The sequence below is a fragment of the Bartonella sp. AP331QHHD genome (genome assembly GCF_042195905.1).
In the GTDB taxonomy this organism is placed as follows: domain Bacteria; phylum Pseudomonadota; class Alphaproteobacteria; order Rhizobiales; family Rhizobiaceae; genus Bartonella.
Genome location: NZ_JBHIPG010000064.1, coordinates 38,956 through 57,872 on the forward strand (window position 1 = coordinate 38,956; position 18,917 = coordinate 57,872).

3 protein-coding genes and 1 pseudogene are annotated in these 18,917 nt (G+C 38.5%); all 4 read left to right on the forward strand.

Annotated features, from left to right (window positions below):
• Nucleotides 1-497: 497 nt before the first annotated feature.
• The 4 genes and pseudogenes from ACFIMS_RS08145 to ACFIMS_RS09990 all read left to right on the forward strand — a co-directional run bounded on the left by ACFIMS_RS08145 (nt 498) and on the right by ACFIMS_RS09990 (nt 18,761).
• Nucleotides 498-6,761 carry a Vomp family autotransporter gene (locus ACFIMS_RS08145; protein WP_375696599.1) on the forward strand — a complete coding sequence of 2,088 codons (6,264 nt, stop codon included), beginning with the start codon at nt 498-500 and terminating at the stop codon, nt 6,759-6,761.
• 634 nt (nt 6,762-7,395) lie between these two features.
• The gene (locus ACFIMS_RS08150; RefSeq protein ID WP_375696600.1) at nt 7,396-12,609 is read left to right on the forward strand and encodes a YadA-like family protein; all 5,214 of its coding nucleotides are present in this window, start codon (nt 7,396-7,398) and stop codon (nt 12,607-12,609) included.
• A 987-nt stretch (nt 12,610-13,596) separates the two neighbouring features.
• A complete protein-coding gene (locus ACFIMS_RS08155) occupies nt 13,597-13,899 on the forward strand; it encodes a hypothetical protein (protein WP_375611461.1) in 303 nt (100 codons plus the stop codon).
• A gap of 426 nt (nt 13,900-14,325) precedes the next feature.
• Nucleotides 14,326-18,761, forward strand: a pseudogene (locus ACFIMS_RS09990) (Vomp family autotransporter).
• Nucleotides 18,762-18,917: the final 156 nt, after the last annotated feature.

The window sequence follows — 18,917 nt, forward strand, 5'->3', positions numbered from 1 at the left end:
ATAAGTTAAAAAATCATAAATTTGTGCTTATAAGAACAGCTAGTTTATTGAGAAGTATTTTTATAAATTTATAAAAAATAATTTTTACACTCTTGCCATTCTTCTGATGCGCTTTATTTGAAAAGTAGAATTGCTCTTTAGTGAAACTATTTTTGTTAAGAGATAAATCGCAGTATTTTTGAATGGAGATAACAGTATATTTTCAAAGTTTTGTGTTTTTATTTATTTTTTAGCTTGAATCCCTCTAGCTAAAAGGGTTGGGGACTTTTCTAGATTCGATGTTGTTGCAGAGATTTTAGGTCGATGCCGGATAAGTATCGGTATCGTAGGGGGGAGTTTTGTCTTGATTTATTGGTTTTTGAAGTGCGCAAACTAAGGGTTTTGCCATGTGTGTTTTCGCGCGTTGTGATGATGTTGAACTCTGTAGGAGGAGATTCTTATGAGAAAAAAAATATTCCACACCAAATTTAATTAAAGTTGTCTCTCTTAGTACGGTAATGGCCACACTCTTATCGAGTGTTTCTCCTGTTTTTGCTGCTAATCTTGCGATAGTAGGAGGGACGAGTCAAAGTACACCTGGTACTGGTGTTGCATATCTACACGGTAGTCATGGTAGTGTTGTGTTGGCTGGTGATGATGACTACTGTGGTGCAGACAACGTTATTGGTCGTGGCGGCAAACAACAAGAGAGAGTTGGTGAAAGTCAACGAATAACCGCACAAGAACAATATGAGCGATTTATTGGTGAGAAAGTTTTTAATGGTCGTAAACCTTATGGCACGACCACTGAAAAGGTTACTTGGACTGGTGATGGGACATTAAGTGATCCCACTAAAGGTTATATGGGGGGACTTACTCGTGGTATCATTAATGCTATGCCTGAGGCTTACGGTGTTTATTCTTTTGCAACGGGTTGTGGATCTGCAGCGACGGGTAATTATTCAACCGTATTTGGTGCAGGTGCGACAGCAAAGGCAGGGGGTGCACAAGCTTTTGGTGTTTCCGCACTTGCAAGTGGTATAGCAAGTGTTGCTATGGGTGTAGGCTCAGAAGCATCGGGCAAATCTTCAGTTTCTATTGGAGGGCTTGCAACTGCATTAGGTACAAATAGCATTGCTTTAGGTACAAAGGTAAAGGCAGAAAAGAGTTATACGATTGCTATAGGTACAGATGCTGAAGCTAAAGCTTCAGGTGCTATTGCAATAGGGGGCAGGCGCTCTGACAGAACCGAAGAAAATGATCCTAACAGAAAAGTAATCGCGAATGCTGAAAATGCGATTGCTATAGGTACGCAAGCTTATGCTGAAAAAGAAGATTCGGTTGCCATTGGTGTAAATTCGCAAGTGCTTGTTAGAGATGGTGTTGCTGTAGGTGGTGGGGCTATCTCTGATAGAGAGAAGGGGGTTGCTGGTTATGATCCTGCAACAGGTAAAGGGACAACAAAAACCAGTATAGCATGGAAGAGCACCACAGGCGCTTTTAGCGTTGGTGAAGTTGGCGGTCTTGGTAAGGGTACGCTAACACGACAAATTACAGGGGTTGCAGCTGGAAGTGAAGATACTGATGCGGTAAACGTGGCGCAACTAAAAGCTATGAAAGATATCATAGCAGGGGGAGGGGGGTGGAAACTTTCTGCTAACGATACCGATCCGACAGATGTGAATTCAGGCAATACTGTAGATTTTTCAGTGAAAAGTGAAAAAGAAGCGGGAAAAGACAACTTAAAGATTGCAAAAAACACTGCAGATAATAAGCATAAAATTGAATTTACTTTAAATGATCATCTTAAATTGACGCAAGTCACCACAGGCCAAAGCACGATGAGTGATGATGGCTTTTTTGTTAACGGTGAAAGCGGTTCACGCATGACTGTAGACGGCTTTTTTATTAATGGTAATGATGGTCCAAGCATGACTATTGATGGTATTGATGCAGCCAAGCAAAAGATCACAAACGTAGCAGATGGGTCTGAACCTAACGATGCAGTGAATTATAAACAGTTGCAAGAGGTGAAAAACGCGAACAAAACGAGTTGGCAGCTTGCTGTTAACGGTGGAAATGCTACGGCTATAGGTCCAAATGGTACAGTAAATTTTCAGTCAGTTGACAATAAAGGTACAAAAAATATCAAGATCGAAAAAGATAATGATCACAATGTCACATTTGATCTAGCTGATGATATTCAGGTAATGACTGTCACAGCAGGAGACAGCATTATGGATGCTGCTGGCTTTAGATTTGACGGTGATGAGGGGCCGAGCATAACTGTTAATGGTATTCATGCTGGTGATAAAACGATTAAAGGAGTAGCGGCAGGGGAAGAAGATACTGATGCTGTAAATTATAAGCAGTTGACAGAGGTAAGAACACTTGCTGAAGCAGGCTGGAAACTTTCTGTTGATGGGAACAATGCTACAGATGTTAAAGCTGGGAGTACAGTAGATCTTGTTGCGGATGCGGGTGAGGACGGAAGCAAAAATATAAAAATTGCAAAAGACAGTAATAAAGTTACATTTTCTTTGAATGATAACCTTAAGCTTACGAGTGTCACGACAGGCAACAGCATTATGAGTGATGAGGGCTTTAAGTTTATTGATGGTAATGGACCAAGCATAACTTTGAATGGTATTAATGCTGGTGATAAAAAAATTACAGGAGTAGCTAAGGCAGAAGGCAATACTGATGCTGTAAATTATGAACAGCTGAAAGAGGTAAGGACACTTGCAGAAAATGGCTGGAAACTTTCTGTTGATGGTAACAATGCTACAGATGTTAAAGCTGGGAGTACAGTAGATTTTGTTGCTGGTGAAAATGAAGATGGTAGCAAAAATATAAAAATTGCAAAAGACAGTAATAAAGTTACATTTTCTTTGAATGATACTCTTAAGCTCACGAGTGTCACGACAGGCAACAGCATTATGAGCAACGATGGCTTTAAGTTTGTTGATGGTGGTCCAAGCATAACTATGAAAGGTATTGATGCTGGTGGCAAAAAGATTACAAAAGTGAAAGCTGGTACTGATGATACTGATGCAGTAAATTATAAACAGCTGAAAGACTTTACAGCGGGGATGGAAACGGGCTGGAAACTTGCTGTTGAAGATGAAGAAGCTACAGATGTTGAAGCAGGAAGTACAGTAAAGTTTGTTGCAGTTAAGCATAAAGACGATGATAATAATGAGAGTGAGAACACAAATATAAAAATTACCAAAGGTGATAACAATGAAGTAAAGTTTGATTTAAACGAATATATTAAAGTTGGTCGTGTAGAAACAGGGGACAGCAGAATGAGTAATGCCGGTTTCATGATCAAAGATGGCCCAAGAATGACCAAGGGTGGTATTCATGCCGCCAATACAAAAATTACAGGAGTCGCAGATGGTAGCAATGAGCATGATGCTGTTAATCTTTCACAATTATATAAAATGAAGTTTGAGATAGAAGACAATAGTCTTGTTAAATGGAGTAAAAGTAAAAAAAATATTACCATTGGTGCTGAAAAAGAAGGTATCGAAATCAATATTGCGAACTCTGAAGGCAGAGATCGAATTATTTCTGGCGTTGCAGTTGGAAAAGTCAGTTCCGATTCAACAGAAGCAATAAATGGCCATCAACTGTTTAATTATATTACTAATATAGTGGATTTTTTTGGTGGTGAGGAGACAGATATACTTAATGGTATCAAACCAACTTTTATGGTTCAGAATACAAAACACGACAATGTAACGGATGCTTTCGCTGCTATTGATACTTCTATCACAGATATTTATAGTCAGATTAATAATGTAACAGAAAATAGTCTTGTTAAATGGAAAGAAGATCAGAAGCTTATCACTATTGGTGCTGAAAAAGGCGGTACGAAAATTGATATTACAGGTACTGAGGGAGAGCGAACCATTGCAGGTGTAAAAAATGGTGAAATTTCCAAAGACTCCATGGAAGCTGTAAATGGTAGTCAAATTAATACAATAGCTGGAGATGTTGCAAAATTCTTTGGTGGTAATACCTCGTTTGAAAATGGTGTTTTTGTTGGACCACAATATAATTTATCTACCGTTTCTGCAGATGGTACAGTAGTACAGAAAACATTTGACAATGTTGGTGAGGCTCTTGAAGGACTTGATGTAAATGTCAAGAATGTGAATAAACATATACAATATGTAGACAAGAAATTTGATGATAAATTTGATAAATTTTCTCAAGACGCGTTACTTTGGAGTGAAGAGGAAAAAGCGTTTGTCGCACTGCGTGGACCAAATGGACAGAAGACAGATAGTAAGATTAAATTCCTTGCGGATGGTGATATTTCAGAAGATTCAACAGATGCAATAAATGGTTCTCAACTTTATAAGATGGGCAATAAGATTGCGAATTATTTTGGTGGTGGCGCTAGTTATGAAGATGGAGAGTGGATAGAGCCTACTTTCAAAATTTCTCAGCGTAATGAGGATGGCACTATTGTTGAGAAAACGCATCATAATGTCGCTGATGCTTTTGAGGGTGTCGATAATTCTATCACAGATATTTATAATCAGATTAACAATGTAACAGAAAATAGCCTTGTAAAGCAGGAGGGAGAAGATGGTCTTATTACTGTGGGTAAAGCAACCGGTGGTACTGAAATCAGCCTTGTAAATAAAGATAAGCAAGAAAGAACACTTTCCGGTGTAAAAGATGGAGAACTTTCTCAAACATCAACGCAAGCGGTAAATGGTTCACAGCTTTTTGCTACGAATGAGAAGGTTACAACTGTTACTGATAATCTTAAAACAGTCGCTCAAAATACATCGAAATATTTTGGTGGTAGTGCAGATGTATTGAACGGTATAGAACCAGCTTTCCTTATTCAGGGGGAGACCTATCATAATGTTACGGAAGCGTTTACAGGTGTTAATACTTCTATCACAAATATTGATAATAAGATTTCCGAAGTGGTAAAAAATAGTCTTGTTAAGCAAGATGGAGGTGCATCAGGTATTATTACTATTGGTAAGGATACCGCTGGTACTGAGATCAATATTGCAGGTGTTGGTGGTTCAGGACGTAAAATTTCTGGCGTGCGGGAGGCAGAGAAGGGTGATGAAGCTGTTAACAAAGACCAACTTGATAAAAGCATAGATAAGATTTCTAAAGATATTGAGACAGTAACTGCTGCTGCGGTTCTCTATGATAAGAATGACGATAATAGTGTTAATTATGGTAGTGTAACTTTGGGCGGCGATAAGAACAACGGACCAGTTGCTCTTCATAACGTAAAAGATGGTAGCATTTCTGAAAATTCCAACGATGCAATCAATGGTAGTCAGATTAATAAAATATCAGCAGATATTGCAAAGTTTTTTGGTGGTGGTGCAAAGTTCATTAACGGTGCTTTTGAAGGGCTGAAATATACTTTATCCGCTATTGTAGGTGGTGAAGTAGGGAAGGCTAATTTTTACAATGTTGGTGATGCTTTAACAGGTCTTGATAAAAATGTTCAAGATGTGAATCAACGTTTAACGAATGTATCCAATGAGTTTAACCAGAAAATTGAAGATTTCTCTAAAGATGCTTTACTGTGGGATGATGAGGAAGAAGCATTCGTTGCACGTCATGAAAAAGATGGTAAGAAAACAAACAGCAAATTGAAGTATCTTTTAGATGGTGAGATTGCTCAAGGTTCAACAGATGCCATTACAGGTAACCAACTTTATTCCACGAATAACCAACTTGCGAATTATTTCGGTGGCGGTGCCAAATATGAGAATGGCAAATGGACAGATCCTACTTTTAAGATTGTTCAAGTCAATGCTGATGGTACGACTGTTGAGACAGAGCACCATAATGTTGCTGATGCTTTTGGTGACGTCAATAAAAATATGTCAAATATTAATAACCGTATTGATGATGTCATCAACAAGGTCGATTCAGATGCCTTAAAGTGGAATGATAAAGAAAAAGCCTATGATGCTGGTCGCGATGGAAAGCCGAATAAAATTATCAATGTAGCTGATGGTAAAGTTGAAAAAGGCTCGAAAGATGCCGTCAATGGTGGGCAACTTTGGGAAACCAATGAACGTGTTACTGGTGTCGAAAAAGATGTGAAACATCTTACCAACAGAGTTGATACCATTTCCAATACGATTGCTGATATTGGTGATACAGTTATCAATATTGATGCCAAAGTTGATAACATCAATAATAGAGTTGACGGCATTGAAGAGGATGCTGTTCGTTATGATAGAGATGAAAACGGCAAAAAAACCAATAAAATCACATTAGCGGGGGGGGATGCCAGTGAGCCTGTTCTGATTGATAATGTAGCTGATGGTAAAATTGAAAAAGGCTCGAAAGAGGCTGTAAATGGTGGTCAACTTCATGATTATACTAAAGAACAGATGAAGATTATTCTTGATGAATCCAAGCAGTATACAGATCAACGGGTTAATAATATTGTGATTGATGCGATTGATGATGCTGTTGATCGGGCTAAGCAATATACAGATATGAAGTTTGATATTTTAAACTATAGTATTGAGAGTGTGAAAAAAGAGGCAAGACAAGCAGCGGCTATTGGTCTTGCAGTGTCTAACTTACGCTACAATGATACACCTGGAAAATTAAGCGTTGGATTTGGTACTGGTTTATGGCGTAGTCAGTCTGCATTTGCCTTTGGTGCAGGTTACACCTCAGAAAATGGAAAATACCGCTCTAACATATCCGCAACAACTTCTGGAGGTCACTGGGGTGTAGGTGCGGGATTCAATATGACATTGAATTGATAATAAACAAAATACATAAAAATTCCTTTTCACCCCTGTCTCATGAGGCAGGGGTGAATTGTTGTTACGTATGTAAAAATACATATATATAAATTGATAAGCGCTAACGATAAATACAGGTTTAAAAAACAGAAAGACCGGACGCTTTCAACAAAATGAACTTCTTATTTCAAAATAAGATAGTGAGTTTTTTCATAAATTATAAGTTTATTATTTTCTTCTTTAATTTTTAAATCTGAAAAATCTGTAGCACTCTACAGATAAAAAAACCTTTTGCTCTCTACAAATCTATTAAAAAACTTTCTACTAAGACAAAAATCTCCATTCAAATGTATTTCAACTTTACTGGAAGAAGCTATAAAACAATATGCTAAATTAACTCTACCCCTTGCAAAAAACAACCAATAAGTTTAAAGGTTAAAAAAAACCAATCACCACAAAAAAATTTACTTTCTTAGGAAATGTAAAAGAGCAGAACGCATTAACCATAAAACCTAAAACACAACTTCTCTATCTTTTCAGTCAGGTACTAAATTTTTGAATACGTTTAGAAAAACCAATTTTAGAGGGCATTATAGCGTTTAAATGTGTCTTTTTTGTGTTTATAGTTATTTCTTTCATTGGGGAGTTCACTATGAAAAAATTATATACAAAATTAGCAGCGAGCGATTTAAAATTTTCTCGTTTTCCTTTTATTAAAGTCCTATCCTTAACTTCAATAGCTGCGCTTTTAGCCAGTATTTCCCCTGTTTTTTCGAATGATCTTGATGCAGGAGAAGAAATTTCTGCAAACATAAGGAACACTGCTGGGATATATCCACAAAGTGTTATCTCTGGTTACGATGAATCTAGAAGTAATTTGGGTTCTTTCAATGGATCAAAAAATAATTATATAGGAATATTGACTACAGCACGGACATCTCAAGTTAATGCTTTAAGCGGCTACAAAAATTTTTTAACCAGAACCCTTATTGGGGTAGGTGATGATAATTCTATTGCGAATACTTTAAAAATCGATGGCAATAAGTTATCAAACAACACATTAAGTCCAGAAAACCAATATAAGAAATTTATCGTCGATCCACAGTTTTTTATGGACAGTAGCTCTACAACTCAATCTTTCACTCAAAGTGGACAGGATACAGTGACTATTGATGCATCTGATTTTTCGCGAAAAGATCGCATCGCGTCAATGCAACGCAGCATTGGGATGCAACGAGATACGCGAGCGGATGACACTGTTGTTTTAGGTGCTGATGCATCTGTAAATGGGGAAAGAGGTATTGCTATAGGCTATAAAGCTCAGACATCAGACAAGGATACTATTGCTATAGGTTACATGGCTCATGCTGTGGGCCTAAGCAGTGTTGCAATAGGTTCGGAATATCATGAGTCGGAAGAGGGCGATTATACAACCGCGAAGGGCGATTATACAACCGCTGTGGGGGCTGTTTCTAAGGCTTTGGAGTATGGTTCAACTGCTGTTGGTCATCGTGCACAGGCACTTAGGAAGCATGCTATTTCTCTTGGATTTTATTCTAAAGCAGAGGGAGAGGGAGGTGTCGCAATAGGTGTTGATTCTGTGGTTTCGGTGAATGATGGCGTTGCTATAGGGAGAAATTCTATATCCGATAGGGCTGCTGGTGAGTTTGGCTACACTTCTTTGTTGCAGGGTCCTGCAACAAACATCGAGGCGCAATGGAAAAGTACGCGGGGCTCAGTTAGTGTTGGTGATTATAGTAAGGGTATAACCAGACAAATTACAGGCGTAGCTGCTGGTTCTAATGTTACCGATGCAGTGAACCTTAGACAGTTGCAGGACTTAGAACAAGTTGTAAGACAAAACGGTTGGAAACTCTCTGTTGAAGATAAAAATGCTACCACTGTTCTTATGAATAGCGGAGTAGATTTTTCTGCTGGAAGTAGCAACCTAAATATTACAAAGGGCGAAGATGACAATAAAGTAAAATTTGATCTGGCTCAAGACATTGCACTGAAGAGCGTAAAGGCAGGTACAAATACCTTCGATGCCACGGGCTTAGTAATTACTAATGGTCCGAAAATAACCACCGGTGGTATTGATGCTGGAAATAAAAAGGTAACGGGTGTTACATCTGGTGATCTTAGTGCAGATTCACAAGAGGCGGTAAATGGCAGTCAGTTGAATGTTGTAGCTACCCATATAGCTGGATATTTAGGTGGTGGTGTTAAATTTACGAATGGTCAATGGGATAATCCAGATTTCAAAATTAAAACTTTAAATCCTGAGACGAATGAGATTGAAGAAGAAAGTTTTCCAAATGTAGCCAAAGCCTTTGAAGGTGTGGGTAAGTCTTATGTAAATCTTCACAATGAGATTAAAAAAGCTACCGATGGTAGTGTCTTTAAATGGCATGCCGAAACGGAGAGCATTACAATTGCTGCCAGTGAGGGAAAAGGTGGGCAAGAAAGTATTGCTATAGGTAAGCTTTCAAGTGCAACTGCTAACAATGGTATTGCATTAGGTGGTTCTGCAAATGTATCTGGTGAAAATAGTATTGCATTAGGTGGTTTTGCAAATGCATCTGGTGAAAATAGTATTGCATTAGGTGGACTTTCAGCTGCAACAGCTAAAAATAGTATGGCATTAGGTTCAAATGTACAAGTACTTCCTGAGGGTGGTGTTGCTGTGGGTTATAAATCTGTTTCTCGTAACTCAGTGTCCGCAGTTGGCTATGATCCTTCCATAGGGAGCCAGTCAACGGATGATGGTGTGATATGGAAGAGCACTCAAGGAGCTTTTAGTGTTGGTGATACTCCGAATAAGATAACACGACAGCTTACAGGTGTGGCAGCGGGTTATGCAGACACTGATGCCGTCAACATTGCACAGCTGAAAAAATTAAGAGAATTTGTAGCACAAGGGTGGACACTTTCTCTTAATGATAAGGCTGTTTCAAACTTTCAGCCGGGTGATATATTAAATTTGGTTTCTGGAAGCAAAAACTTTGAGATTAAAAATAGTGATACAACAGACAATAAAGACAAAAAAATAACATTTGATTTGGCACAAGATGTCACATTGAACAGTGTAAAATTAAAAGACATCACTTTAGATAAAACGGGCTTAACTATTGAAAATGGTCCCAAAGTAATAGCGGATGGTATTGATGCTGCAGGTAAAAAAATAACAGGTCTTGCGGGTGGAGATCTTAGCACAAACTCGACAGATGCCGTTAATGGTGGCCAGCTTTACACAATCACTGGGGATTTATCAAAAATTTTAGGTGGAGATGTATCCTTTGATGGAAAAAACTTTAAAGTACCAGAGTATAAATTATCGAATATTGATGAAAAAGGTGTTGTAACAGATAAACCGCATACCGATGTTGGTTCTGCCTTTAAAGGACTTGATGATAATATCAAGAATGTGAACGCTCGCATTAAGGAAGTCTCAGAAGGAGTTGCACAAGATTCTTTATCTTGGAGCGATGCTGACAAAGCTTTTGTTGCTCAGCATGGGGAAGGTGATGACAGAAAGGCAAGTAAAATCACATCGCTTGCTGTAGGAGATATTACGAAAGAATCGATGGATGCCGTAAATGGTTCTCAACTTTATTCACTGGGCGATAAGGTTGCAAAATATTTTTCTGATGACGCTGAATATAAGGATGGGGAATTGAAAGTTCCTGATTTTAAGCTCAAAATTATCAATGATGATGGCACTGAAGCTGAATCAAGCTATAAGAATGTATCAGATGCATTTTCAGGTGTGGGTAAACTTTTCACAAAGGTTCAAACTGCGATCAGCGATGTAATCAGTAATTTGCTTGTTACGAAAAATGAAGATGTTATCAACATTGGTAAAGGAGTAGAAGGTAGTGAAATCAATATCGCAAACAAGGGTGGTAAGGATCGAACTCTTTCTGGTGTAAAGGCAGCAGAAAAAGCCAATGAAGCTGTGAACAAAGAACAATTTGATAAAGGTTTGAAGGATCTTTCTGATACCCTTCTGTCGGATAGTTCTTCTGTTGTTCTTTACGATAAAACAACAGATAATCAAACTGATTATACAAATGTAACTTTTGGGAAAGGGAAGGATGCTACACCTGTTGCGCTCCATAATGTAGCCGCCGGATCGATTGCGGAAAACTCAACGGATGTTATCAATGGAGGACAAGTTCACATTCTTTCAATGGATATAGCAAAATTGTTGGGTGGAGATGCTGAATTTAAGGATGGTGCTTTTAAAGGGCCAACTTATAATTTATCTAGTATTGATAAAGGTGGTGAAGTAACAGATAAACCGCATACCGATGTTGGTTCTGCCTTTAAAGGGCTTGATGAGAATATCAAGAATGTGAACGCTCGCATTAAGGAGGTCTCAGAGGGAGTTGCACAAGATTCTTTATCTTGGAGCGATGGTGACAAAGCTTTTGTCGCTCTGCATGGGAAAGGTGATGACAGAAAAGCAAGCAAGATCACATCACTTGCGGCTGGCTCTATAGTATCAGGCTCGAGTGATGCGGTTAATGGTGGACAGATTTATGATCTGAATCAGTCGCTAGCAAAGTATTTTGGTGGTGATGCTAAGTATGATGGTGATGGCTGGGTCCTTCCAGGTTTCAAGATAATGACTTTCCAAGAAGATGGAAGCTTTGTAGAGGAGGATTATGATAGCATTGCAGCCGCGTTTGCCGGTGTAAATAAGGTTTTCAAGAATCTTCATAATGAGATTTCAGACAACATTGAGCAAAATGCGTTGTTGTGGAGTGATGATGCAGGTGCGTTTGTAGCACAGCATGAGGAAGAAGGTAAAAAGGAAAACAGCAAGATCACGTTCCTTGCGAAAGGAAAGATATCAGAAGATTCGACTGATGCGATTAATGGTGGTCAGATTTATACTCTTCAACAGACATTTGCCTCATATTTTGGTGGAGGAGCTGGTTATGATAAGGAAGGAAACTGGCAAGGACCAAAATTCACCGTTCAGGTCTTTAATAAGGATGGTACGAAAGGTGATAAAGAGGAGCGTAATAATGTCTCTGAAGCATTTGATGTTGTTAATGACAGCATGAGCACTATCAACGATCGTATAAAAGAAGTTGAAAAAGGTACCTCTTCGAATAGTCTGAATTGGAATGAAGAAAAAGGAAGCTATGATGCATCTCATGTTGATGCTCAGGGTGTTAAGAGTCCAAGTAAGATTATCAATGTAGAGGATGGCAAGGTAGACAGAGATTCAAAAGAAGCTGTGAATGGAGGACAGCTTTGGGAAACTCAGCAAATGATTACAGATCAGGTCAAGGATATTGAAAATAAAGTTACGGAGGGATCTGTACAATACGATAAAGATAAAAAAACGGGCAAAAAGACCAATAAAGTTAGCTTAGTTGGTGGAGATGAAAGTTCTCCAGTATTAATAGCCAATGTAGCCGATGGAAAGATTGAAAAGGATTCGAAAGAAGCGATTAATGGCGGTCAATTAAAAGATAAGATGGATTTTGTGCTTGAAAATGCCAATAAGTATACGGATGAGCAAGTTTCTCATCTTGTAAAAGATGGAGTTAGTGAGGCTAATTCGTATACGGATATGAAGTTTTCGACATTAAGTTATGCTGTTGAGGATGTTCGAAAAGAGGCAAGACAAGCAGCAGCTGTTGGTTTAGCAGTAGCTGGTTTACGCTATAGTGATATTCCTGGAAAATTAACAATCGCATTTGGTAGTGGTTTATGGCGTAGTCAATCTGCTTTTGCTTTTGGTGCAGGTTATACTTCAGAGAACGGTGATATTGGTTCCAACTTGTCAATTACCACTTCTGGAGGTCACTGGGGTATAAGTACAGGGGTTAATGTGATACTCAACTAATAAACGACTAAATCCATAAAATTGATTTGCCTTTTTCTTAATTGAAGAAAAGGGCAAATTTTTTACTTTCTTCCAGAGTTCTCTAAAGCTATTCTAAATGTATAAAACACCCGTAATTATATAAAATCCGAATATAAAAAGCCTATGACAACTTTTTTTGAGAATAAAAGACCTTAATGGTAAAGATTTAAAAAATTGATTGCTATTATTTTGATTTATTAAAATGCTTCAAGAAATGTAAATACGAATATACCCTTTATTAAAAGAAGACAGTTTTAGCTTTTATTTTCGTATAGTTTTAAACGTATGCTTTATAATGCAACGCTCTACAGATATGCAACGTACTCCAAACACAAGTATTGCTTTAGGGTAGTGGAGCGCAAACGGAAAAAGAATGAAGCGTTTCTGTAGGCAATATGGCTTACGCTTTAGAGAAAAGCAGTATTGCAATAGGTAGTGAATATAATAAGAAGAGCGAACACGGGGAAAATGATTATACTCTTTCGAAGAGTGATTATTCAACAGTAGTAGCAGCTGTTTCTAAAGCTTTAGAATATGGTTCGATTGCTCTTGGTCATCCGTACATAAGCATTTGCTCAAGAAGCTATTTCTATGGGCTTCTATTCAAAAGCAAAAGGGGTTGGAAGTATCGCTTTAGGTTCCTATTCTAAAGTGATGGTTGATGGGGGGCTATCGGGAACAGCTCTGTGTCTGGTAGGACTGCTGGCGTTTTTGGGGATACGTCTGTTCTGCAAGGACTGGCTAAAAACACCTAATCTCAATGGAAAAGTACGAAAGTTTCAGTAAATATTGGTGTTCCTAGTAAGAACATAACGCGACAAATTATAGGCGTAGCAGCTGATAGCAAATCTGCCGATGCGGTGAACCTGAGACAGTTGCAAGATTTAGAAGAAGTCGTAAGAAAAAAAGAGTGGAAACAGTCTATTTCTGGTGAGGCAGCTAAAGATATGGGTGCTAGATAGTACAATGAATTTTTCATCGGGAGGAAGTAACTTCAGGGTTAAAAGAGATAAGGACGATGAAAATAAGCTCATATTTGGTTTGGCTAATGATATAGCATTGAAAAGCATAACATTAGGAGAGAAAAGAAAAGTCGATGCAACAGGCTTAGTAATTACTGATGTCCCGCAAATAACCACCGGTAATATTAATGCGGCAAGTAAAAAAGTAACAAATGTTGCAGAAGGAACTAGCAATACTGATGCAGTGAATTTTTCACAACTGAAAGGAATAAAAGAACAAGTAGCAGTGAGTATTTTTGTAAAATAGGATACAGCAACGAGACACATTACCATTAGTAAGGATATAGATGGGGCATTTTAGTAAAAAGCTTTCATAAATCCTCTAATGAAATAAAAGAGCTTATTCACGAAAAATAAACTGATGCCTAAGCGGATGATCAATAGGCACAAAAATTATACCTTTTTCAAAGAGATCAAAGCTAAAAACGACACACAACCTTTGATAGAAAAATGAAATCCATTCTAATATTAAGTATTTTTTTACCTTCCTCAAATTGACTTTCACGAACCTACCCCTAATTACCCTCTAAAGGCGTTGCAGAAACAACAGCTTACGTCTTAATTTTATTTATGTCCTAAAACACGCTGTAAAAGCAGGAACACGCAAGGGAAATAAGAAAGCTCTAGAACACACCTTTTTTGTGTTTTTAATCTATTGTTATGAGGGGGTATTATGAAAAAATATTCAACACCAAATTTGATTAAAGCTGTTTCATTGGGAACAGTTATAGCGGCGCTCTTGTCGAGTGTTTCTCCTGTGGTTGCTGCAAATCTTGCGATAACAGGTGATAAAGTTCAAAGTACAAGTGGTCCTAGCGTGTCTTATCAATACGCTAGCCATGGCAGTATTGTATTAGCTGGCGATAAGGATTACTGTGGTGTGTTTAATGTTGTTGATCGTGGTGGAAGCAATCAAGGTACTAATAACCAAATCACTGCAGAGGAACTATATGAAAGAGTTTCTATGAATAAAGAGATTAATGGCAAGCGTCCTTTTAACTGGGCGAAGGTTCAGCTTAATTGGGTTGATGATGGTCTGACCGGTAAGGGGGGATATATGGGAAAAGCAACCGGTGGTCTTTCAAATGTTCTGCCTGAAGCTTATGGTGTGTATTCTTTTGCAACTGGGTGTGGATCTTCCGCAACGGGGCATTATTCAACAGCATTTGGAGCGGCTGCAACTGCAAAGTTTGGGGGATCACAAGCTTTTGGTATTGCTGCACTTGCAGGTGGACAAGCAAGTATTGCTATAGGGGTTGCGTCTGAAGCAGTAGCAAGCAATACGATTGCTATTGGTGGGCGTGCAAAAGCAAAAGGCGTTGATAGTATTGCATTCGGTAACAAATCACTTGCAGGTGGACAAAAAGCAATTGCTATAGGTTATGGTGCTCAAGCTCAAACAGATCTTTCGATAGCGATTGGTTCAGATGCAAGAGCGACTGAGCATAAGGGTGTTGCTCTTGGGAGCGAGTCTGTGGCTGATGTTGCTGCTGGCGCTATCGGGTATAATTCTTTAACTAAAGGCCCTTCAGATTCTGACGACATGATATGGGCGAGTACGCTAGGTGCAGTGAGTGTTGGTGATGCTAAATCAAAAAAAACGCGCCAGATTGTAGGAGTGGCAGCTGGTAGTGGCGACACTGATGCCGTTAATGTTGCACAGTTAAAATCATTACAAAAATACGTAGACCAAGGTTGGACACTATCTGTTGGAGGTAAAAATGCTAAAGCTGTTGGTGTACAAGATACTGTAGATTTGTCGGCTGCAAGTGACAACCTTAAGATTACAAAAGGTGGGGAAAACAATAATGTAACATTTGATCTAGCTAATAATATTACAGTGGAACGAGTTACCGCTGGGAGAAGCTCTATCAGTGATGATGGCATTTTGTTTGCTGATGGGGCTAAAATAACTGTGGATGGTATTGATGCTGGCAATAAGCAGATTACAGGAGTGGCAGCTGGGGAAGAACCTGATGATGCAGTGAATTTTGCGCAGTTGGAGCAGGTTAATCGGGACGTTGCAAGTGTAAGTCAAAATACATCACAATATTTTGGTGGTGGTGCAGATGTATCTAATGGTAAAGCACCAACTTACACAATTCAGGGTAATTCTCATAATGATGTTGGTTCTGCTTTTAATGCTGTTGATACTTCTATCACGAATATCCAAAATCAGATTGCGAATGCGACAAAAAATAGTCTCGTTAAGCAGGAAGGAGATGCAGGTACTATTACCATTGGTGTGACAACGGGGGGTACAGAAATTAATGTTGCAAACAAATCTGGTGAAGCTCGTACAATTTCTGGTGTAAAAGCTGCAGAGCGAAATGATGAAGCTGTTAACAAAGCCCAGCTTGATAAAAGTATAGAGAAGATTTCTAATGATATTAATCTTACAAGTGCTGCTGCAGTTCTCTATGATAAAGAAAAAGATACCGTTAATTATAATAGCATAACTTTGGGTGGTGATAAGACTACAGCACCCGTTTCCCTCCATAATGTTAAAGATGGGAAAATTGCTGAAGATTCGNTTATGATAAAGAAAACGGTACCGTTAATTATGGTAGCGTAACTTTAGGTGGGATGGATAACCAAGTCCCTGTTGCTCTCCATAATGTTAAAGATGGCACAATTGCGCAAGGATCGCATGATGCGATCAATGGGAACCAAATTAATAAAATATCTGGAGATATAGCAAATTATTTTGGTGGTGGTGCCTCGTTCGAAAATGGTGCTTTTAAAGGACCAAACTATAGTTTATCTGTTATTGTTGAAGATGGTCAGGTGGCAAAAGCCAATTATCATGATGTTGGCTCAGCTTTGAGTGGTCTCGATGCAAATGTGAAGAGTGTGAATAGTCATCTCACGAATGTGGTCAATAATTTTACACAACAAATCAATGATATTACACAAGAAGTCAAAGGGGATGCTTTGTTGTGGAGCAATGATGAGCAGGCATTTGTAGCACAGCATGGAGAGGAAAAAACCAATAGCAAAATTAAGTTTCTTGCTAATGGAGATATTTCTGAAGATTCAACCGATGCAGTGAATGGTTCGCAGCTCTTTGCTACTAATCAGAATGTTATCACTGTTACGAATCATCTCTCAACAATTTCTCAAAATACATCACAATATTTTGGTGGTGGTGCAGATGTATCTAATGGTAAAGCACCAACTTACACAATTCAGGGTAATTCTCATAATGATGTTGGTTCTGCTTTTAATGCTGTTGATACTTCTATCACGAATATCCAAAATCAGATTACGAATGCGACAAAAAATAGCCTCGTTAAGCAGGAGGAAAATGAAGGTACTATCACCATAGGTAAGGCAACAGGAGGTTCTCTAATTAATATTGCAAATAATGCAGGCAACGATAGGACAATTTCTGGTGTGAAGGCAGCTGTGAATGGTAATGAAGCTGTTAACAAAGCCCAGCTTGATAAAAGTATAGAGAAGATTTCTAATGATATTAATCTTACAAGTGCTGCTGCAGTTCTTTATGATAAAGAAAACGGTACCGTTAATTATGGTAGCGTAACTTTAGGTGGGATGGATAACCAAGTCCCTGTTGCTCTCCATAATGTTAAAGATGGCACAATTGCGCAAGGATCGCATGATGCGATCAATGGGAACCAAATTAATAAAATATCTGGAGATATAGCAAATTATTTTGGTGGTGGTGCCTCGTTCGAAAATGGTGCTTTTAAAGGACCAAACTATAGTTTATCTGTTATTGTTGAAGATGGTCAGGTGGCAAAAGCCAATTATCATGATGTTGGCTCAGCTTTGAGTGGTCTCGATGCAAATGTGAAGAGTGTGAATAGTCATCTCACGAATGTGGTCAATAATTTTACACAACAAATCAATGATATTACACAAGAAGTCAAAGGGGACGCCTTGTTGTGGAACGGTGATGAGCAGGCATTTGTAGCACAGCATGGAGCAGACAAAGAAAATAGCAAAATTAAGTTTCTTGCCAATGGAGATATTTCTGCTAATTCAACCGATGCTATAAATGGTTCGCAACTTTATTTGATGAGTAATCAGCTTGCTGCATATTTTGGTGGTGGCGCTGGCTATAATAATGGAGAATGGACTGCTCCTACTTTCAAGATAGCACAATTCAAGGCTGACGGGAGCTCTGGTGAAAAGAAGGATTATCATAACGTTGCCAGTGCTTTTGACGGCGTAAGTGAGAGTATGTCTAAGATAAACGACCGTATTCAAAGTGTTGAAAACAATGTCTCGTCCAATGGTTTAAATTGGAATGAGCAGAAAAAAGCTTATGACGCTAGCCATGATGGTCAACCAAGTAAGATTATCAATGTAGCAGATGGTAAAATTGCAGAAGGTTCAAAAGATGCAGTCAATGGTGGACAGCTTTGGGAAACCAACGAACGTATCACTGGCGTTGAAAAAGATATTAAGCATATTGAAAACAGAGTCGACAATATTTCCACTACGGTTACGAATATTGGTGAAACGGTTTTCAATATTGAAGACAGAGTTGATAATATTGAGAACACGGTTAATAATCTTTCTGATGGTGCAGTTAACTATGATAAAGATGCTGATGGTAAAAAAACCAATAAGATCACTCTAAAAGGTGGCAACGAAAGTGAACCTGTTATGATTGATAATGTTGCCAATGGTCGCATTGAACAAGGTTCGAAAGAAGCTGTGAATGGTGGTCAACTACATGATTACACTCAGCAACAGATGAAAATTGTTCTCGATGATGCAAAAAAATATACGGATAGTCGGGTGGATAATATTGTTATTAATGCCATTGATGATGCTGTTGATCGGTCTGACCGATATACAGATATGAAGTTTAATATTTTAAGTTATGACATTAAGAGCGTACGGAAAGAGGCAAGGCAAGCAGCCGCCGTTGGTCTAGCAGTATCCAACCTACGTTACTTTGACGAGCCGGGATCTTTGAGTGTCTCATTTGGTAGCGGCGCATGGCGTGGACAATCCGCATTTGCTCTTGGTGCTGGTTATACATCTGAAAACGGAAAAATCCGCTCTAATCTCTCTGCCACGAGTGCTGGTGGTCATTGGGGCATAGGTGGTGCAATCACTCTGAAAATAAAATAATACGAACAACGAAAATAGAACAAAACATCCACCCTTATTTATTGAAATAAGGGTGGATATTTTTTTTACAGACGGACAGTATTTATCTAGAGATAAGCATAATATTTGATGAGGCTATAGACTGTGAGGTTTTATAGAAGATTTTCTATATTTTGT

Bases quoted from the DNA above. Each gene is read 5' to 3' on its own strand.
- ACFIMS_RS08150 (WP_375696600.1), top strand. From the start codon at position 7,396: ATGAAAAAATTATATACAAAATTAGCAGCGAGCGATTTAAAATTTTCT.
- ACFIMS_RS08145 (WP_375696599.1), top strand. From the start codon at position 498: ATGGCCACACTCTTATCGAGTGTTTCTCCTGTTTTTGCTGCTAATCTT.
- ACFIMS_RS08155 (WP_375611461.1), top strand. From the start codon at position 13,597: ATGAATTTTTCATCGGGAGGAAGTAACTTCAGGGTTAAAAGAGATAAG.